Raw genomic sequence first — 20218 nt, 5'->3', positions numbered from 1 at the left:
ACATTATACCACAAAATGAAAGAGGCAGTGCAAGAAATCTGTGATTTAAAGGAATTCTTCCTTAGGAAAGAGCTCCTGCCTGCAAACTATACATCTTGTGATAGGTTCCACCCAAAGCCAAAAGCTCCTCGTGTGTTCCACTCTCAATAATACATCCCTTATCAAGGACATAGATACAGTTGGCATCTTGGATAGTAGAGAGACGATGGGCGATGGCGATGGTTGTCCGACCTTGTCTCATCTTAGCTAGGGAATTTTGGACCAGAGCTTCTGTTTCAGAGTCGATATTGGCTGTTGCTTCATCCAAAATCAGGATTTTAGGTTGACTGGCAACAGTTCTAGCAAAGGCAAGAAGCTGACGTTGACCAGTTGAAAAACTCGAACCACGCTCTGACACAGGAGCATCATAGCCTAATGGAAGGTCCTGAATGAAAGAATCTGCATCGACAAATTCTGCCGCAGCCTTAACCTGGTCATCGCTGATATCTTGGTACATGGCGATATTGGACTTAATGGTCCCATGATAGAGGAAGGGGTCCTGTAGAACCAAACCGATATTTTTTCTCAGCTCCTCTTGGCTATATTTTCGAATATTCACATTATCTAAAAGCACTCGACCTGACTGAAATTCATAAAAGCGCATGAGAACATTGATGATAGAAGATTTTCCCGATCCTGTATGTCCGACAAAGGCAATGGTTTCCCCTCTATTGACAGTAAAAGAAATATCATCTAGAATTTGGTGTTTTCCATCATAAGAGAAGGACACATGCTCAAAGCGGATATTTCCTTCTTGAATCTCGGCTTGGCCATTTTCTTGGACCGGTTCATAGTTGGATTCATCGATGAGTGCAAAAACACGACCTGCTGACACCATGGATGTCTGAAGAGTAGAAAAGTTTTGCGTTACCTCGATGAGGGGATCAAAGAGACGGTTGATGTACTGGATAAAGGCATACATGGTTCCTGCCGTTATTCCTAGATAAAGTCCGCGATAGCCAAAATAAGCCATCAAAACTGCATAGCCCAACAGCTTCAATAAACTCATAGCTGGACGTAAAAAGAGAGAATCCAAGGCTACTGAACGGTTAGCGTAGACTAGGTGTTCCTGGTTTATCTCATCAAACTCTTCTTGCAGGCGTTTTTCTTGGTTAAAGGCTTGAATAATACGAATTCCTTCAATATTTTCTGCCAGCTTACAGTTAATATCAGACAGTAGACTTCTGGTTTTTTCAATGACCTTGACAGATTTTTTACGGTAGAGATTGACCAAAAGGAAAATCAAAGGTAGGAAGAGCAATACTAAAGCAGTCAGACGATAGTCCAAAACTAACATGGTATAAAGGGTCGTCACGAATATAAAAACTGCCGAGATAAAGCTAGATAAGATACCCGAAAACATATCACTGATGGTCTCAGTGTCATTGGTCAAGCGAGAAACGATGGAACCTGCAGGTGTTTTATCAAAATAAGACATGCCTAGTTTTTCCATATTGGCAAAGGCATCACGTCGAATATCTCTAACGATGCTGTAGGACACGCGCGCAAAAAGGAGATTCCCCACATATTGGACAATGGTTTGAAGAATGTAAAGCCCATAGTAAACTAGCAAAACTGTAACAGCAAGTTGATTGAGATTGTTTAGATACTGGTCGATAAAGTGGGAAGCTACTAGGGGAATTACGCTTTTAATAACAGTCGTCGCAAGGAGAAAAGCAAGGGCTAAAAAGGTGAGGAGGCCATAAGGCTTGAGATAGGACAACAAGCGTTTCAATACAGCCCATTGTTCTTGTTTATTCCGCATCTTCTTCTCCTTTCATTTCTAACTGTTGAGACTGGTAGGTTTGGGCGTACCAACCATCCAAGGCTAGTAAGTCCTCATGAGTCCCACGTTCGATAATCTGTCCATTTTGCATAACCAAGATCAAATCAGCATGAACAACTGCACTGAGACGATGGGCAGTGATGATGGTCGTTTTATCTTTACGAGTTTCCTTGAGATTATCGATGATTGCGAACTCTGTCTTAGCATCCACAGCTGACAAGGAATCATCTAAAATCAAGATATCAGGATTTAAAATCATAGCCCGACTCATAGCCAGACGTTGCTTTTGTCCACCAGATAGACTAACACCTTTTTCCCCGATAACTGTATCAAATCCCTCAGGCATGGCTTGAATGTCTTGATAGACTTGAGCCAACTGAGTCGCTTCTTCTACTGCTGAGAAAGGTAGGTCGGGATTTCCAAAGCGGATATTATCTTTGATAGAACTGGCAAAAAGAAATTGGTCCTGTGGGACGTATCCCATCAAACTTCGTAAGTCAGCTAGTCGATAGGCACGAATATCGTGACCATTTAGATAAATAGCTCCTTGGTCAACGTCATACTCACGTAGGAGCAATTTAATCAAAGCTGTTTTCCCTGAACCAGTCTGTCCAACCAAGCCCAAGGTTTGCCCTTTTTCGAGACTAAAATGTATATCTCTCAGCGTCTCCTCGTCTTCAAAGGCAAAACGATCAATGGCATAGTCTAAGCGCCCGTTTTCAATTCCGTCAAGTGGAGATTCTGGGTCTTTGACAGGTGATTTTTGAGACAAGAGACTCTCAATCCGTTGGTAGGAAACTTTTCCTCTCTGAGTGATATTAAAGAGGAAACCAATGGCCATCAAGGGCCAGACCAGCATATCCAAGTAAGAGATAAAGGTAACCAGATTTCCGACGGTTACCTGTCCTGCTTGCACCATAAAGGCACCGACTAAGAGAGTTAAGGCATAAGAAGAACCAACAAAGAGCAAAACCATAGGATCAAAGAGACTATCATATTTCATGGTTTGCAGATTCTTTTGGAAGGTCAAATCATTGACTTCTTGGAAAGATGCCAATTCATCAGCCTGATAGCCAAAGGACTTGGTTACCTTGATACCTGATACAGACTCCTGAACCTTATTGTTGAGTTCAGAAAAGGCTGCTTGCGATTCCCCAAAAGCTTTATGGGTCTTTCTCCCCAGACGACTAGTCGCATAGGCCATAAATGGCAAAGGAAGAATGGCAACCAAGGTCATCTGCCAAGAAATACTAAAGAGCATGGTTAGTAAAGTCACCAAGGTTGTGATGGAAGCATCCACCGCCGACATGACACCACCACCTGCTAGACGAGTCAGAGCATTGATATCATTGGTTGCGTGAGCCATCAAATCCCCAGTCCGATAATTCTGATAAAAAGCAGGCGACATTTTTGTAAAGTGCTCAAATAGTCTTGAACGCATGATTTGCCCAAGTCGGTAGGAGGTTCCTAGGATATACATGCGCCAAACATAACGCAGATAGTACATCCCGAAAGCAGCCAGCAGGAGATAAAAGAGATGAAGCAGGAGCTCGTCCTGTGTTAATCGTCCTGAAGTAATGGCATCGATTACGCGCCCCATAACCATAGGTGGGATGAGGTTTAGTACAGAAACCAAAACCAAAGCTACAATTCCAACGAGATAACGGCGTTTTTCTAACTTAAAAAACCACCAAAGTTTTTGGATGATGGACATAGTATTCCTTTCTAATAACAAATGGAAACCTGAGGCATGAACCCCAGGTTTTTCTTATTCATAGGTGACGACACTCACTTGAACTTTGTCATACTCAGTGATAAAGATATTCATAGGAGTAACATTTCATTTATTTTCAATCTTTTACATAAATCATTCTTTATTATATAGGAATGACCTTGATTTTTCAAACTATACGCTGGGGAAATACTTCTTTTTCTGGTATAATATTGTCTATAATCTGAATGAAAAGGTACACACTATGAAACTAATCTCATGGAACATTGACTCCCTCAATGCAGCATTGACAAGCGACTCTGCGCGTGCGAAACTGTCACAAGATGTCCTACAAACCTTGGTAGCCGAAGATGCTGATATCATCGCTATCCAGGAAACCAAGCTTTCAGCTAAAGGCCCTACAAAAAAACACCTTGAGGTACTGGAAGAACTCTTCCCAGGTTACGAAAACACCTGGCGTTCCTCTCAAGAGCCTGCCCGTAAAGGCTATGCTGGAACCATGTTCCTCTATAAGAAAGAACTCACTCCAACTATCAGCTTCCCAGAGATTGGCGCCCCTTCTACTATGGACTTGGAAGGACGCATCATTACTCTTGAATTTGATAAATTTTTCGTAACTCAAGTCTACACACCAAACGCTGGAGACGGACTCAAACGCTTAGAAGAACGTCAAGTCTGGGACGTCAAATATGCGGAATACTTGGCTGAACTAGACAAGCAAAAACCTGTCCTAGCAACTGGAGACTATAACGTTGCTCACAAGGAAATTGACCTTGCTAACCCGGCTAGCAACCGTCGTTCACCAGGATTTACAGACGAAGAACGTGAAGGATTTACAAGTCTTTTGGCTAAAGGATTTACAGACACCTTCCGCCATATCCATGGCGATGTGCCAGAACGCTATACTTGGTGGGCACAACGCAGCAAGACTTCAAAAATCAACAACACAGGCTGGAGAATCGACTACTGGCTCACAAGTAACCGTGTGGCAGACAAGGTTACCAAGTCAGATATGATTGACTCAGGCGCACGCCAAGACCATACACCGATTGTCTTGGAGATTGAATTATAAGGATTTTCTATATGAACTACAATGCAGTTATTCCCGAGTTTATAGTCTCAAATTTAGAACAGTCTCGTTCCTTCTACTGTGATTTACTAGGTTTTACTATCGAATACGAGCGACCAGAAGAAAACTTCCTCTTCTTATCGCTTGAAGATTGCCAACTAATGCTAGAGGAGGGGAGTAAGGAGGAACTAGCTGAACTAAACTACCCATTTGGTCGTGGAGTCAATATCTCCTTCGGCATAGAGGATGTCCCTCGACTCTATCAGAAAGTAATCGAGTCTAACTATCCTATTCATCGTCCTTTGACCAAAAGAGAATTTCGTGTTGGTGAACAATATATCTATCCTCATGAATTTGCAGTTTTAGACCCAGATGGCTATTTTTTAAGATTTAGTGAATAGAATGATAGAGTATTACAGTGGAAACATAAATAAGAAAAAGAGGCATAGACCTCTTTTTTTTATTACTAAATCCTAATCTAGCTGTCTTCTATGCGATCACCTATTCACATATATGGATTTCATAGTCAACAAAATCATCAGCATCAAGAACTATTTCACAATTCTTATACTTTTCTCTCACAATGCGTTCTGCCTCATACTCAGTATCAGCTTCTACACTCACTATACGAGTTAGAGTTTCAGTAATTTCTATAGTATACTTTTTCATCTTAAGTTTCTCTCCAATAACTCACTAATTAGCAATAATCTATGTTTTGGACTTTCCAACCACTCTGGTAATTCATCTCCATATTCCCAGCAGTATTTTTTATTCAATAAAGAAAGTTGTTCCCTATCACCAAATTCTATATTTTCAGATAACCATCTTACACAATCAGGGTCTGATAAAGTATATACCATTATACTTAAGTTTTCATAATTACTCTCTGTTTCATAATCAGACCAGATGACTTTTAAGAAATCATATACCTCTTCAGGTGCAATACGTTGTTTCGTTTTCATAATTTCCGATACTTTCCTCTACCTTTAAATTCTATTATTTCTTTATCTCTTAGTATTTGAAGCTGTTGCCGAATTTTTTCTTTGATATGATTGTTCTTAACAAAGATATTTTTTAAGTCATCTTCAAAACGATACATATCTTCAAGAGTAAATTCTGAACCTTCTATCCTATCTATACAATTTAGAATTTCTATGGTCCAACCTCTTGATGAAAGAGAGTTTTTCCTTAAAAACAAACTTTGTTTAAATTCTTTTGTAACTGTTTCTGGGTCCCTAACTTGACCATTTTGCACAAGAAATATCCTACCTTTGGAAGGTACTTGTGACAAATCAATGTTACAACCAATCCAACCTGCTCGTCTAGCAGTGGGCGCAAGTGGTTTCCTTTTAATAATTGATTTCGGTGTAACAAATTGCTTCGGAAGGACAAGAAAATTATCCACCTCAAAATTTTTTGTGTAAGTTAAAAAAAAGAAGTTAGGATTATTATCTGCTTGAACACGCTCCATCATTGTTGTATAAGCACCATCATTGATTGTTGATGAGAAATTTCCTTTTTTACTTTTTAGCTCAAACTCCTCACTACAGTCATGACAGAAAAAATCTGCTACAGGCCGATTATTTTCAAAATGATTTAACGATTTCTTTCCACAATTGGGACAATAAGACTGACGATAAACCCAATCCTCTGTTAAGATACGAGCCTTTTGGCTATTACTTTTATAAGTTTCTACTAATTCTAAATTAAACTGTAAATTCATTAAAAAATTCCTCACACAAATGAGAATTCACTTGATATTAGCTATTAAAATAAACTAAGATTATTATACCACATATAAGTAACCATTAGCTTGGTATTTCACTGCTCTTATATATTTCTCGTAAACTTCTTTAACAAATTAAAATGAGTAGGATAATTTTTCCTACTCATTCTTTATGTTATATCCTCACCTGTCTATCTTCAGACCGTTGTCCTGTGACAAACATGGTGAAGGTTGCCTTGCAGACATTTCGGCCATCTTGGTTGATGATGTCAACATCGACGACACAAGTGGTACGTCCTTGATGGACACATTCTCCTTTGATAGTGAGAACATCTCCTAGATTTCCAGCTTTCAGATAGTTGATGGAAGACTGGAGTGTCACCCCGTCTAATCCTAGCGAAATCACCACAAGTCCACTGATTTGGTCACAAAGGGTAAAGAGATAGCCTCCATGAGCATTCCCATAGTAGTTAAGTGAGGAGTCCACTACTTTTGTCGTTACCACAACGTGACCGTCTCTCATTTTTTCAATTTCGTAGTTTTCAAAGGCAGATATAGCGTCAAAGTGAAAATCTTTCATACGTTCCTCCTGATATTTCAAACGACACTATGATACTACTTTTCAAGACTCTACGCAAGAGACAAGCACTTATTCGGGCAAAATACCAACCTGCTCCACAAAGCGCATAAAGGCTGCTTGTCCTTCTTCTGTTTGCTTGTAAACTCCTGCATCTTCCAAAACTCGAGCAAAGATTTTTCCAACAGATTCTTGGACGATATTAAGAGCTTGGTCTTTGTCAGTCAATCCAGGATTGGATTCTTTCAACTCATCTGCCCATTCTTGGTGATAATCTGCTACTGAAACATCCTCTCCGACTAGGTAAGCTGCTACTTGCTCCACTTCTTCCTTCAAGCGTGGTGGCAAGATTGCCAAGCCCATGACCTCTATCAAGCCGATATTTTCCTTCTTGATATGTTGGACATCCTTGTGGGGATGATAGATACCATCTGGATGCTCTGGAGATGTTTGATTGTCCCGCAAGACCAAATCCAACTCAAACTGCCCATCTCGCTTACGGGCTATCGGTGTGATAGTGTGATGCGGTGTTCCATTACTTTCTGCCAAGACCTGTACACTTGGATCTGAGTATTGACGCCAAGCCAGTAAGATTTTTTCCGCTAGTTCTGTCAAATCATCTGCTGAATCTGAAGTTAGTCGAATCACAGACATAGGCCACTGAACAATCCCTGCTTTGACAGTTTCAAAACCTGCAAAGGTAAAACTCTTCTGTAATGGCGCTACTTCCATTGGGAATACATGGCGCCCACCTTGGTAATGATCATGGGTCAGGATGGAGCCACCTACGATTGGCAAATCAGCATTCGAACCAGCAAAGTAGCCTGGAAATTGCTCCACAATTGCTAACAAACGTTCAAAACTTTGGCGACTAATGGCCATAGGACGATGCTTGCTATCTAGGAAAATACAGTGCTCATTAAAGTAAGCGTAAGGCGAATACTGGAAGCCCCACTCCTGCCCAGAAATATCAAAACGAATAATGCGATGGTTGCTTCTAGCTGGATGGTTGACACGACCATGGTAACCTTCATTTTCCATACAGAGCTGACATTGAGGATAGTTACTCGACTTAACCAACTTAGCTGCCGCTATCTCTTTTGGATCCTTTTCAGGCTTAGAGAGATTGATGGTAATCTCTAATTCACCGTAGTCAGACGGAACACGATAAGCAATATTCTTTGCGATAGCCTTTAGTTTGATGTAGTCATTCTTCTGACTGAGTTGGTAGAAGTTCGCAATCGCCTGCTCTGGTGACTGGGCATAGGTATCCCAAAAGTCACGATTAAGCTGACTTGGACAAGGGGTTACCAAGTCCATGAGGTCAGCGCCTAGTATCTCACGCGCAGTCTGGCTATCTTCAATGCTTGCTAGTCGAACAGCCTCCTCAACCAGTTGGTCTTTGAGTTCAATTAGGTCCGATTGGACTGTTTCAACTTCCAAGACAGCATCACCAACCAAAGCCAAGACACGATTAGTCAGATAAATCCGATCCAACTCTTCAAAGGTACTTTCTGCAATGACTTTGGTAACAAATGTTTCTACTAAGGTCACTAGAAAACCTCCTTCTGACTATTCAAGAACGCGAGTTCCACCTGCCACTTCAGCGATATAGAAACTTGGAGCGTAACCAACGATTTCTTCATAGTGCTTGCCTACAGCTTCTTTAAAGGACTCAACAGCATCCTTTTGAACCAAGGCAATCGCACAGCCACCAAAACCAGCTCCTGTCATACGAGCACCAAGAACACCTTCTTGAGCCCAAGCAGTGTGAACAAGGGTATCTAATTCCAAGCCAGTCACTTCATAATCGTGCTCAAGAGAAACGTGAGATGCATTCATCAAACGACCAAACTTGTCCAAATCTCCCGCTTGAAGAGCCGCTTGTGCTTTAAGGGTACGTTGGTTTTCAAGAACGGCATGACGCGCACGTTTCAAGCGATTTTCGTCTTTGATCAGGTAGCTATATTCATCAAAAGCCCACTCGTCCAATTCACCCAAGGTTTGAATATTTAAGGACACTTGGAGTTCTTCTACTGCTTTTTCACATTCAGCACGACGTTCATTGTACTTAGAATCCGCAAGTTCACGGCGTTTGTTAGTGTTCATGATAACAACAACATTGTCCTTCAAATCAAGGGGAACCAAGTCATATTCTAAACTATTTGTATCCAGATAAATGGCACGTTGATCTGCCCCCATACCGATAGCAAATTGGTCCATGATACCAGAGTTAACACCGATAAAATTATTCTCTGTCAATTTTCCGATTTTTACTAAATCTAAACGGTCCAATTTTAGATCAAAAAGGTATTCTGCCACGACACCAGTCAAAAGCTCCAAAGATGCAGAAGATGACAAACCTGCACCATTTGGGATATTTCCAAATACATAGAAATCAAAACCTTTATCAATCACATGGCCAGCTTCTTGCAAGAAATGAAGAACACCTTTTGGATAGTTAGTCCAGTTGTGCTCTTTCTCAAATTTAAGGTCAGCTAGAGGAACTTCGATAATTCCTTTATCCTCAAAGTTTGCTGAGTAAAAACGCAACACTTGGTCATCGCGCTTGCGTGCAGCTCCGTAAGTTCCTAATGAAATCGCTGCTGGGAAAACATGGCCACCGTTGTAGTCAGTATGTTCCCCAATCAAGTTGATACGGCCTGGTGAGAAGAAAGTTTGATCCGCTTCTTGACCAAAAACAGCAAGAAAGTCCTTGCGAAGTGCATCAGCAGTAAGATGTTGTGTCATATGAATTCTCCTTTGACAATTGTTAGGTAAAAAAACTTAACCTGTAATCGTTTTCTTCTATTGTACCCAAGGGTTTTGCTTTGGTCAACATTTTTACCTATATTTTACTAAACTATAGGTAAAAAGCAACAAAAATATGCTATAATAACCTAAAAAGGAGGGGAATTATGGCTACACTCAAAGATATCGCTCAGCTAGCCTCTGTCTCGATCGCAACTGTATCCCGCGTTCTCAATCGCGATCAGAGCCTATCTGTTACAGAAGAAACTCGACATCGTATCTTAACCGTCGCAGAAGAACTAGGGTATACAAAACATCTCAAAACAGGCGAAAGTCATAAACTCAAACAAAAAATTGCTATCATCCAGTGGGTGAGCGAACAAGGAGAATTAGAAGATCTCTACTACTACCAGATCCGTCTTGGAATTGAAAAGAGAGCTCAAGAGTTAGACTATGACATTTTGCGCTATTTTAACGACCAACCTTTCACGCTTAGTGAGGAAGTGATTGGTATCCTCTGTATTGGTAAATTTAGTCGAGCACAGATTGCTTCATTTGAAGAATATCAAAAACCTCTAGTATTTTTAGATAGTGACACTCTAGCTTTAGGGCATACTTGTGTTATCACTGATTTTTCAAATGCTGTCAAACAAGTCTTGGATTATTTTATCAATCAAGGCATGCACAGGATTGGAATTCTGACTGGACTCGAGATTACGACTGATCAAGAGGAACAAATCCATGACAAACGACTTGAAGCCTTTATCAGCTACACACAGGAACTGGGAATCTATCATGAGGAACTGATTTTCCAAGGAGAGTTTACTGCCCAATCTGGATACGACTTGATGAAAGAGGCTATCGAAAAATTAGGAGATAACCTTCCACAAGCCTTTTTTGCAGCTAGTGATAGTTTGGCAATCGGTGCTCTTCGCGCTCTTCAAGAAGCCAGCATCAGCATACCAGAGCGCGTCAGCATTATTTCCTTTAACGATACTATTCTAACCAAGCAAGTGTTCCCACCACTTTCCAGTATTACAGTCTACACCGAGGAAATGGGACGAACAGGAATGGATATTTTGAACAGAGAAGTCCTTCACGGCCGTAAAATTCCAAGCCTTACTATGCTAGGAACTAAACTAACCTTAAGAGAAAGTACCTTGCATTAAGCACAACAACTGAACATAAAAAATCCTAATAGAGATTTCAGTGCTCTATTAGGATTTTCTTTTTTTAATCCATCACAATCATAGACTTGATAGTCTTGCGTTCATCCATAGCCTTATAAGCTTGGTCGATATCTTTCAGTTTATAGCTTGAAGTAAAGACACGACCCGGATTAATATCACCGTCAAGAACAGCTTTGAGCAAGAATTGCTTATCGTATGTTGTTGCAGAAGCTGCTCCACCCGCAACAGAAATATTCTGAGCAAAGGTCGAACCAAGGGCACGGTTATTATAGTGAGGCACACCAACAATTCCCATACGACCGCCATTATGAAGGACACCCAGTGCTTGCTCAACAGCCGCCTCAGTACCAACACACTCAAGTGCTGCATCTGCTCCTCCTCCGAGGATTTCACGCACCTTGGCAATGCCTTCTTCACCACGTTCGGCCACAACAGCTGTCGCTCCTGACTCCAAGGCCATTTGTTGTCGATCTTCGTGACGACTCATAAGGATAATTTGTGAAGCTCCACGCATCTTAGCAGCAATGACAGCACATTGGCCAACAGCCCCATCCCCAATAACGACAACCTTGTCGCCTTTTTGCACATTAGCCACACGCGCTGCATGGTAACCGGTCGGCATGACATCAGCAAGTGTTAAAAGTGACTTGAGCATGCCTTCGCTATAATCTGAAGGTTGACCTGGAATTTTCACAAGTGCCCAATTGGCAAAATGGAAACGGATATACTCAGCCTGGACACCACCTGACCAGTTGGTTCCAATATGGCGGTCACAAGTCCCATCATAACCAGCACGACAGGCATCACACTGACCACAACCATGAGTGAAAGGCGCGATGATAAAGTCACCTGGTTTTACAGTAGTGATAGCCTCACCAACTTCTTCAACGATTCCAATTGCTTCGTGTCCACTATTTTTGTGACCCGCTTTAATATCTGGATTTCGGTAACTCCATAGGTCTGAACCACATACGCAAGCACGAACCACACGGATAATAACATCATCCGCCTCTTGAATGCTTGGACGTTTGATTTCCTCAATACCTACCTGACCTGCCTTGGTATAAACTGCTGATTTCATAAACATTTACCTCTCTGTATCTAACTTATTTCAAGTATACACTATTTATGAAGCTTTCGCTCACTTATACTATAGCTCATTAATGATAATGTTCATATCCATGGCTTTGGACTGCTTCTATCTCCTCCATATTGCGCTTATGGGCTTGGTGAGTTACTAGGTCAGCATCAACTTCAATGGTGATGTTTTGAAAGCCATAATCTTTGAGCATGGCACGGATTGCTTCTTTACAGACTTCCATGTGCTCCACTTTTTTGAGACAAACATGGACAATGGCATTTTTTTCCAAACCATCCATGGTCCAGAGATTGAGCTGATTGATACTAGAGACATGGTCTAACTCTGCCAAATCCGTCTTAATCTTCTGGATATCCACTCCTTCCGGTACAGCATCTAAGAAAATCTTAAGCGTAGACCAAAAACGTGGAATAGCTTTTGAGAGAATAAAGAAAGAAATGACCAGAGACAAGAGAGGATCTAGAATATACCAGTCGGTAAATCGCAGAACAATGGCCATTAGGATAACAGCCACCCAACCCAGAGTATCTTCCAGAAAATGCAGGCTCAAAATAGACTCATTCTTAGTTTTTCCCTTACGAACTACTAGACTTGCCAATACATTGATACTGACCGCTATGATTCCTAGCCAGAGGATTCCCTCATCATTGACCGGCTGTGGATGAAAGATTTTTGTTATATTTTCCAAGATAACCAGAACAGACCCTGTCATCAGAATCACTGCCGTTACCATAGCCCCTAAAAGGCTAAAGCGCTTGTAACCCAAGGTATAGTGGCTGTCTTCTTCACGATTGGAAATTGTTTCTAGAAAGGCTGATATCCCAATTGCGATTGCATCTCCAAGATCATGGACAGAGTCAGCAAGGACCGCACTAGAACCAAAAATCCCTCCTGCGATAAACTCAACAATGGCATAACTCAAATTTAAGAAAAAAGCTAGCCAAACCGCACCTTTCGTTGTCATTTTTTCATCCTCCTTTGGTATAATAGTAGTATAAATATTCCCTTTACTAGTATTATCTCTTACTCCGAAAAGAAAGGATAGGGGCAAACTGTTCTCTTTGTAAGTTACTGAACAATTTGTTCAAATTGTCCATATGGTTGCTCAAGATCGCCGCATTACCAAGACACGAAAAGCTATCTATACTGCTTTTTTACAATTACTAAATCAAAAAAATTTTGAATCCATCACTGTTCAGGAGATTATTGACCTAGCAGACGTTGGTCGTTCCACCTTTTACAGCCACTATGAGAGTAAGGAATTACTCCTAAGTGAGCTCTGCCGTTATCTCTTTCATCATCTTTTTGAACGCGAGGAAAATATATCTACAGAAGCTTATTTGTCCCATATCTTTTCGCATTTTAAGAAAAACCAGGACCACGTCACCAATCTTCTTTTCTCTAAAAACGACTACTTCCTCCGTCAATTACAGAAAGAGCTAGAACATCATGTTTACCCCATGGTAGCAAAGGACTTGCAAGTTTCCTATCCTAATATTCCTACTTCTTATCTCAAGCATTTTGTCGTAACTAACTTTATCGAAACATTGACCTGGTGGCTGAAAAAGGGGAAATCTTACACGGAGGATCAAGTAGTGAGATTTTACTTAGACGTCATGGAGATGAAGTAGCAAACACAACTATAGATTTCATATCCACTCAAAAGAAAAATACCTGTCAACATTCTATCATTCAAATATTCCATTCACCATGAATATTTTGCCTCTACTTTCTATTTATTAATCTGATCAAACTATGATTTTTTAAGCAAGTACATTAACTAAAAAAATTCTAAGACAAGAAGTCTTAGAATTTTTTATCGTAACCAACTTTCGTCTAACTGGCCTTTACTTTTGCTAAAAACTTTCCCATGTTCATCAATAACGGCATGAATCTCTTGGCATTGTTTGAGGGTGAGTCCTTCCAATACGTTACAATAAACAGCATGCATTTCATTATAGGTATCAAAATTTCCAAATCCTAATCGTCGAAAAAGTCTTCTAGCATATTCATCCGAAATAAAAACTGAACGATCAAAAAGATATAGTAAAAGTGCATCTGCAGTCTCTGGTCCAATCCCTTTTAACTCCAAAAGTTGCTTCCGTAAATCTTCTGTTCCAATCCTAGCAAGAACCTCAAAACCACCATTTTCTCTTAACCAGATTAGAAGTCCCCTAATCGTTTGAGACTTTTGCTTAAAAAATCCAGCAGGTCGAATACGTTCCTGTAAATCTTCTAGCGATAATCCTAGGATACCCTCTACTGTCATGACATCCATAAGACCAGCTAAAGCCAACTTAGCATTTTTCTCAGATGTTCGCTGGATAAGAATAGTCGATACCAGATCTTCAAGCTTGTTATCCGATTGCCACCAATTTTGTTCTCCATAGTGCTTACAGAGTCGCAAAAGAGTCTCTTGTATTTCTTCTTGCCTCATCATTTCTTCAATAATCCCTGTTCCACCAAGAAATCATGTGCAACAGTATGAGCATCCTTACCATCAATACCAACCTGATAGTTCATCTGACTCATCTGGCTTTCAGTGATTTTACCAGCTAGCTTATTAAGAACAGCTTCCAACTCCGGATGTTTTTCGATTAACTCAGCTTTCATGAGTGGCGCCCCTTGATAAGGCGGGAAGAGGTGCTGATCATCTTCTAAAATTTGAAGTTGGTAACGCTCGATTTCTGGATCTGTCGAGTAAACTTCCATAATCTGTATATCACCAGCCTTGATTGCATCATAGCGAAGGGCTGGCTCCATTGTTGCCACATTAAGATTTAGTCCATAAAGAGACTGTAACCCCTTGTTTCCATCCTCACGGTCATTAAACTCCAGAGTGAATCCTGCCTTCAGTTTATCTTGAACTCCCTTTAGATCAGAAATAGTCTTCAAATGATATTCTTTAGCTATACTTTTTGAAACTGCAATAGCAAAGGTGTTTTGATAAGCCATGTGATTCAGCAAGACTAGATTATCCTGCTTCTTAATGCCATCACGCGCTACTTCATAAACTTCTTCAGAGTCATTGCTCACTTTAGGAGTTGGCTGCAAGAGAGAGCCTGTAATAGTACCTGTAAATTCTGGATAGATATCAATATCTCCTTTTTTCAGTGCTTGGTAAAGGAAATCTGTCTTCCCAAAGTTAGGCTTGACCGTCACCGTCATATCCGTATTTTCCTCGATGAGAAGTTTATACATATTCATGAGAATCTCAGGTTCAGGTCCTAACTTCCCAGCAATGACGAGATTGTCTTTCTCATTATGTGGGATGATGCTTGGAACATAACTAACTCCCAAACCAAGGATCATGACAGCAAAGGCCGAAACAATCGTACGCAACTTTGCCTTTTCCAACCATTTGAGAATGACATTAAAGAGAATGGCCAAGATGGCTGATGAGATTGCTCCGATTAAAATGAGACTAGCATTCCGACGATCAATTCCCAAAAGGATAAAGGATCCCAATCCTCCAGCTCCAACAAGAGCGGCTAAAGTCGCTGTCCCAATGATCATAACGGTTGCTGTACGAACCCCCGATACAATGACGGGCATGGCCAGTGGAATTTCAAACTTCTTGAGTCGCTCCCACTTGGTCATTCCAAAAGCAATCCCTGCCTCCTCAAGGCTAGGATCAATGCCGTTCAAGGCTGTGATTGTATTTTCTAAAATCGGGAAAATAGCGTAGATGACAAGGGCTGTAAGGGCTGGTAAGGTTCCAATCCCCATGAAAGGAATAAAGAGCCCCAACAAGGCCATTGAAGGAATGGTCTGGAAGATACCCGCAACTTGTAGCACCCAGTTCGCTACTTTTTTGTGACCATTTAGATAAACCGCAAGTGGGATGGTCAGAAAAATAGCAACCAATAAGGTCAAAAGCGATAATTGTAAGTGTTGACCAAGAGCGGTTAACCATTCCCCAAAACGCTCTTGAAAGGTTGAAATCAAATTAGACATGAAGGCTACCTCCAAACAAGTTCGCTACAAATTCTGTCGCAGGCGCTTGTAAAATTGTTTCAGGTTCTGCGACCTGGCGAATTTCTCCATCTTGTAAAACAGCAATTCGATCGCCTAATTTCAAGGCCTCGTCCGTATCATGAGTAACGAAGATGGTAGTCATGCCGAATTCTTTGTGCAAATCTTTGGTAAGAGCCTGCAACTGCTTGCGAGAAATGGCATCGAGAGCAGAGAAAGGCTCATCCATCAGCAAGATTTTTGGTTCCCCAATGATAGCCCGCACAATCCCAATCCGCTGTTGCTCCCCACCAGATAACTCGCTTGGTAAACGATGAGCATAATCTGCAGCAGGTAGGCCAACCTTGTTCAAGAGTTCTTCTGTTTTAGAGGTTATTTGTTCCTTTCTCCAACCCTTCATCTCAGGAATCAATGCTATATTTTCAGCAACTGTTAAATTTGGAAAAAGGGCAATGGCCTGAAGGACATAGCCGGTACTGAGACGTAACTCCCGTTCATCATAGTCCTTGATGCGTTTCCCATCCATATAAATATTGCCATCTGTCGGCTCCAAGAGACGGTTCACCATCTTGATCATGGTGGTCTTTCCAGATCCTGAAGGACCCACTAACACCATGAATTCTCCATTTTCAATGCGGAGATTGACATCTTTTAAAATGTCCTTATCCGTGTAGCGCAAGGCTACATGTTTGTATTCAATCATGTTCTTCCTCTTTTAAAACTTCCCTCTATTGGTCAAGTCTTCTACCTTAGGCATAACTTCCTTATTATCCCAATGTTCCACAATTTTCCCATTTTCTAAACGGAAGATATCGTATTGAGCATAGGCAACGTCATCAATCAATACCTGACCATAGCTAACTGCAAAATTCCCTTGCGTCAAGAGTTGGAAAACAAAGTCATAGGTCACATCATGCTCACGTACGTAATCCTTATAAACTTGGCTTCCTTGCCCAATCTCATGATTGTGCTGGATCAGATCCTCTGCAACAAAGTCTTCCCATTGGTCGAACTCCTTGTTTTGGAAAATTTCTGTCAAGAAACGACGAACCAGCTTTTTATTGTCCGCTGTCTTATCCAAATCCGTGATTTCAAAGTCTCCAAAGATTTGATCTAGTTGGCCATTTTCAGGTGTGCGATAGTAGTCAATAACGTCCCAATGCTCAACGATGCGTCCATTCTCATCTGCACGGAAAGTATCTGTCGTCACCCATTGGGCTTCCCCTCCATTAAGGTACTGGTGGACATGGACAAAGACAAGATTGCCATCTTCAATGGTACGAACAATCTTGATTTCACGTTCTGGATGACGCTTGATAAAATCTGCAAAAAAAGTAGCGAATCCTTCTTTCCCATCCGGCACTCCTGTCGAGTGTTGGATATAGGTATCCCCTACTGAACTTGCTTGCGCTTCTACTACACGTCCATCTTGAATAGCACGAATATATAGATTTTGTGCATTTTGTGCTTGAATGGACATGATTTATTCCTCGTTTTCTTTTTTCTTTAAATTAGTGATAATACGCTCTTGATAAGCTTCAAATTCCTGAATTTCTTGATTCGAAAATCCTTGGTAGAAAATTTCACCTAACTCTTTACTGACACGGTCTCCAATTTCTTTTTGCGCCCAACCGAGATCTGTCAAAGAGATATATTTTTTTCTTTTATCCTGTGTACAAGGCTTAATCGCAACCAAACCCTGTTCTTCTAATTTCTTAACCATACTGGTCAGCGTATTGTTTGCAAGACCTGTCGCAAGAGCAATATCAGTTGCGGTAGCACAACCCAACTCTTGCTTCCACAAGATTGTTAAAATTTTTCCCTGCTCACTTCTGTATTGGGCATCTGGTTCCTTGCTCAAGAGTTTTTGAAAGATACGCCCATTCAACAATCGAATCTGTAGAGCTTGGTAGCCCCCTAACATCTTGTCCATTTTGTTTTCTTTACTTCTATATCGAACTTTCTGAATTTATTGTAATACTTTCCGTTACATCTGTCAACTGTTTCGATATAGAAATAATAAAAAACTTCCTACCCAAAAGTAGAAAGTCACCATTTTTATAAAATTAAACATGAATCACATCTGAAGCATTTCTCTTAAATAAACTACTATGGACCAGATAAGGACCATACTTAGAATTTTGACTAGAAACCAAGCATAAAGGAATGATAAAATTTTTTATAAAGTAGAGTAAGCAAAAAAGTAAAAAATAACTAAAACTAAGAGTTTTTAAATCAAGAAAGTAAAGATAACAGACAATTGATGTATTCAATAGAATATTAAATCCCGTAGCAAAACCAGCTGATATGATATTCGTCTTGATCTGAGAATTAAAGAGTTTGACAAGAAACAAGGCTAAAAAGAAGTGTTATAGATACAAATCGGTTTATTATTATTACGATAGAAAACTAAACATTTATTGTTATAAAAAACAAGCCCTCTGCTAAAATTACTCGCTTTGTTAATCCAAACATGGGAAACTCCACTAATATCACTCCAAGGAACAAATAAATCTAACCTTCTAATGTATATCCCATCCTGAGTAATATAAAATTTCCAAGGAAAAAGAAAATTAATACCAATGCCAACTAAAATTAATAAAAGAAGGAAATACCCTAACTGTGTTTGATGAAAGTTGAAGACGTAATCAAAGATAGTAACTGTTTGAATACCTCGCCCAGCAATTTGATGAACACCCAAAAAATATAAAATAATTATAAATAGAACAAATCTATAATAAATACTATGAAACTTCACACTTTTTGGCATATATTCTCCTTACTGATAAAATCATCATCGAATGACACTTTTCTATCTAACTTAACACAAGTATAACATTAAACACTCAAAAAGCATAAAAATGGAAGAAAGAGATTTTTATAAAAAGAGATTGACCAAGACCAAACTCTTCATTTTTCTAGTCTTCCTCAACTAAGCGTTTAAACTCTGCTTGGATCTCTGTATTCTCTGTCGGTTTTAGGTACATAACCCCACCATTTGTTGTTGGAGAATGAAAAACAATCGCTTCCCCAGTATCAGTTATCGCAAAAAAGTAGCTATGCACGTCCGGGTATTTATTCCAGTTACTATAGCGTTCCACAATACGGTACTTAGCAGTTCCTAAACCTGTATCCGTGTATTCGGCATTCATTTTTTCGCTTGGTCCATCTCCAAAGGTATAGAGATTATCTGCACCAACATCCCCTCCTGATATTCCCTTTTCGTAATTAGGTTGACCAAGTCTTTCACCCCACCCTTTTATGAACTCTTCTAATTTAGCAGATTTCCTAGCATTCCAAGGGGCCCTTTGCTTATCTCCCGAGATAGCCGAGTTACTAGAATCTTCAAATTTCTGCCAATCTAGTTGCTTGAAATTCATTAATTCTGCCTCTGTCTTACCAAAATCAGAATGCAAACTTTTGTTACCAGGAACACGAATGTCCTGTTCCTGAACTTTACTTGCTGCTTGTTGGCTCGAATTCAGATGATAAAGTACTCCCCTACCTTCACCTGTACCAGATGACCAGCTTAATTCTAAGATGTCTCCACCCTTATAGATATTCATAGAATTTCTAGCACCACCATGGCCGGCTACAAAACCTTCTGCTAAAAGGACCGGTTTCTCATTTACAAGATAATAAAGACCCGAAATAAAATAATCACCATTAGATTGCTCAACTCCTATTAGCAATTCCCCTACACCATCTTTATTAAGATCTGCATAGGCATAACTCATTTTATCTGATTGAAAAACCACATTTTCAACTGACCAACTATTGATAGGGCGTTCAGTTGCATTCAATTTTTGATAAAGATTTGCAATTGCACTTGAATCTTTAGAAGAAGAAAATATCTTTTTGTAATCCTCAAAAACTGGCTTGTATAAATCTTTGCAATCTTTCTTAGACTCCCCAGACTTAATCTCGTTACTAGTAGTTGACTGACTAGTTGTAGTAGGTAAACTAGAATCATTACTAGAAACATCCGAATTTTGATTACTACAACCAACTATCAAAAAACTAAATATAAGAATAAACAGATTTCCTACTATACTTCTATTACCCATAAAAATCTCCTCTTAAAATGAATGGTGACCATAGCTCTGCCTACATTATATCAAATATTTTAGAGTTTCGGTAAAATAAAAAAAAACTTATATATACAAATACTAAGTAAATAAGTTCTATAATTCTTATAAGCCCTGTTGTAAAATGAAGTGCAACACAAAAGACATGTTCATCTGATATACTAGAGTTGCAAAAAACAGTATAGA

The 20218-nt window shown here is 40.0% G+C and carries 21 protein-coding genes; 4 read left to right on the top strand and 17 right to left on the bottom strand.

The annotated features are described in order from the left end of the window. Nucleotides 1–61: 61 nt before the first annotated feature. Nucleotides 62–1804, bottom strand: a complete 1743-nt coding sequence (locus tag K1I67_RS02530; RefSeq protein ID WP_223338624.1) for an ABC transporter ATP-binding protein — start codon at nucleotides 1802–1804, stop codon at nucleotides 62–64. Next, nucleotides 1794–3539, bottom strand: a complete 1746-nt coding sequence (locus K1I67_RS02525; RefSeq protein ID WP_223338623.1) for an ABC transporter ATP-binding protein — start codon at nucleotides 3537–3539, stop codon at nucleotides 1794–1796. The genes K1I67_RS02530 and K1I67_RS02525 overlap by 11 nt, the downstream gene beginning before the upstream one ends. Before the next feature lie 262 nt (nucleotides 3540–3801). Here K1I67_RS02525 and K1I67_RS02520 point away from each other — a divergent pair, with 262 nt between their 5' ends. Continuing rightward, the gene (locus tag K1I67_RS02520; protein WP_223338622.1) at nucleotides 3802–4629 is read left to right on the top strand and encodes an exodeoxyribonuclease III; all 828 of its coding nucleotides are present in this window, start codon (nucleotides 3802–3804) and stop codon (nucleotides 4627–4629) included. A gap of 11 nt (nucleotides 4630–4640) precedes the next feature. Continuing rightward, entirely contained in the window at nucleotides 4641–5027 is a 387-nt protein-coding gene (locus tag K1I67_RS02515; RefSeq protein ID WP_223338621.1) for a bleomycin resistance protein, read from the top strand. 100 nt (nucleotides 5028–5127) lie between these two features. Here K1I67_RS02515 and K1I67_RS10145 read toward each other — a convergent pair whose 3' ends face one another. From K1I67_RS10145 to K1I67_RS02490, 6 genes are all read right to left on the bottom strand, one after another. Next, nucleotides 5128–5295 (bottom strand): DpnD/PcfM family protein, encoded by a 168-nt coding sequence (locus tag K1I67_RS10145; RefSeq protein ID WP_411575261.1) that lies wholly within the window; start codon nucleotides 5293–5295, stop codon nucleotides 5128–5130. Beyond that, nucleotides 5292–5588: a hypothetical protein gene (locus K1I67_RS10140; RefSeq protein WP_411575260.1), complete on the bottom strand. Its 297-nt coding sequence runs from the start codon at nucleotides 5586–5588 to the stop codon at nucleotides 5292–5294. The genes K1I67_RS10145 and K1I67_RS10140 overlap by 4 nt, the downstream gene beginning before the upstream one ends. Next, nucleotides 5585–6349 carry a DpnI domain-containing protein gene (locus K1I67_RS02505; protein WP_223338620.1) on the bottom strand — a complete coding sequence of 255 codons (765 nt, stop codon included), beginning with the start codon at nucleotides 6347–6349 and terminating at the stop codon, nucleotides 5585–5587. The genes K1I67_RS10140 and K1I67_RS02505 overlap by 4 nt, the downstream gene beginning before the upstream one ends. A gap of 178 nt (nucleotides 6350–6527) precedes the next feature. Next, a complete protein-coding gene (locus K1I67_RS02500; protein WP_006152721.1) occupies nucleotides 6528–6932 on the bottom strand; it encodes a PaaI family thioesterase in 405 nt (134 codons plus the stop codon). Between the two features lie 69 nt (nucleotides 6933–7001). Further along, nucleotides 7002–8483 (bottom strand): UDP-glucose--hexose-1-phosphate uridylyltransferase, encoded by a 1482-nt coding sequence (locus K1I67_RS02495; RefSeq protein WP_223338619.1) that lies wholly within the window; start codon nucleotides 8481–8483, stop codon nucleotides 7002–7004. Nucleotides 8484–8501: 18 nt separating this feature from the next. Further along, a complete protein-coding gene (locus tag K1I67_RS02490; protein WP_223338618.1) occupies nucleotides 8502–9680 on the bottom strand; it encodes a galactokinase in 1179 nt (392 codons plus the stop codon). Nucleotides 9681–9847: 167 nt separating this feature from the next. On the opposite strand from K1I67_RS02490, the gene K1I67_RS02485 reads away from it, so the two are divergent. Continuing rightward, the gene (locus tag K1I67_RS02485; RefSeq protein ID WP_223338617.1) at nucleotides 9848–10849 is read left to right on the top strand and encodes a LacI family DNA-binding transcriptional regulator; all 1002 of its coding nucleotides are present in this window, start codon (nucleotides 9848–9850) and stop codon (nucleotides 10847–10849) included. Between the two features lie 64 nt (nucleotides 10850–10913). On the opposite strand, the gene K1I67_RS02480 is transcribed toward K1I67_RS02485, so the two are convergent. Together K1I67_RS02480 and K1I67_RS02475 are read right to left on the bottom strand one after the other, a co-directional pair. Beyond that, nucleotides 10914–11951 carry a zinc-binding dehydrogenase gene (locus K1I67_RS02480; RefSeq protein ID WP_223338616.1) on the bottom strand — a complete coding sequence of 346 codons (1038 nt, stop codon included), beginning with the start codon at nucleotides 11949–11951 and terminating at the stop codon, nucleotides 10914–10916. Nucleotides 11952–12030: 79 nt separating this feature from the next. Next, nucleotides 12031–12933 (bottom strand): cation diffusion facilitator family transporter, encoded by a 903-nt coding sequence (locus K1I67_RS02475; RefSeq protein WP_223338615.1) that lies wholly within the window; start codon nucleotides 12931–12933, stop codon nucleotides 12031–12033. 133 nt (nucleotides 12934–13066) lie between these two features. Between K1I67_RS02475 and K1I67_RS02470 the strand changes: the two genes are divergently transcribed. Next, nucleotides 13067–13600 (top strand): TetR/AcrR family transcriptional regulator, encoded by a 534-nt coding sequence (locus K1I67_RS02470; protein WP_223338614.1) that lies wholly within the window; start codon nucleotides 13067–13069, stop codon nucleotides 13598–13600. 185 nt (nucleotides 13601–13785) lie between these two features. Here K1I67_RS02470 and K1I67_RS02465 read toward each other — a convergent pair whose 3' ends face one another. From K1I67_RS02465 to K1I67_RS02435, 7 genes are all read right to left on the bottom strand, one after another. After that, entirely contained in the window at nucleotides 13786–14409 is a 624-nt protein-coding gene (locus K1I67_RS02465; protein WP_223338613.1) for an endonuclease III domain-containing protein, read from the bottom strand. Beyond that, complete coding sequence (locus K1I67_RS02460) at nucleotides 14406–15926, bottom strand: ABC transporter permease/substrate-binding protein (RefSeq protein ID WP_223338612.1); 1521 nt, start codon at nucleotides 15924–15926, stop codon at nucleotides 14406–14408. Before K1I67_RS02460 ends, K1I67_RS02465 begins: the two co-directional genes overlap by 4 nt. After that, complete coding sequence (locus K1I67_RS02455; RefSeq protein ID WP_223338611.1) at nucleotides 15919–16647, bottom strand: ATP-binding cassette domain-containing protein; 729 nt, start codon at nucleotides 16645–16647, stop codon at nucleotides 15919–15921. Before K1I67_RS02455 ends, K1I67_RS02460 begins: the two co-directional genes overlap by 8 nt. A 12-nt stretch (nucleotides 16648–16659) precedes the next feature. Beyond that, the gene (locus tag K1I67_RS02450) at nucleotides 16660–17424 is read right to left on the bottom strand and encodes a nuclear transport factor 2 family protein (RefSeq protein WP_223338610.1); all 765 of its coding nucleotides are present in this window, start codon (nucleotides 17422–17424) and stop codon (nucleotides 16660–16662) included. A 3-nt stretch (nucleotides 17425–17427) separates the two neighbouring features. Continuing rightward, complete coding sequence (locus tag K1I67_RS02445) at nucleotides 17428–17877, bottom strand: MarR family winged helix-turn-helix transcriptional regulator (protein WP_223338609.1); 450 nt, start codon at nucleotides 17875–17877, stop codon at nucleotides 17428–17430. A gap of 423 nt (nucleotides 17878–18300) precedes the next feature. Beyond that, a complete protein-coding gene (locus tag K1I67_RS02440; protein ID WP_223338608.1) occupies nucleotides 18301–18714 on the bottom strand; it encodes a hypothetical protein in 414 nt (137 codons plus the stop codon). Between the two features lie 148 nt (nucleotides 18715–18862). Then, entirely contained in the window at nucleotides 18863–20011 is a 1149-nt protein-coding gene (locus K1I67_RS02435; RefSeq protein ID WP_223338607.1) for a DUF4767 domain-containing protein, read from the bottom strand. Between the last annotated feature and the right edge of the window lie 207 nt (nucleotides 20012–20218).

It is taken from the genome of Streptococcus infantis, assembly GCF_019929575.1.
Lineage (GTDB): Bacteria > Bacillota > Bacilli > Lactobacillales > Streptococcaceae > Streptococcus > Streptococcus infantis_L.
Note: the sequence above shows the minus strand (reverse complement) of the source record. Positions and strands in the feature narration are given on the sequence as shown.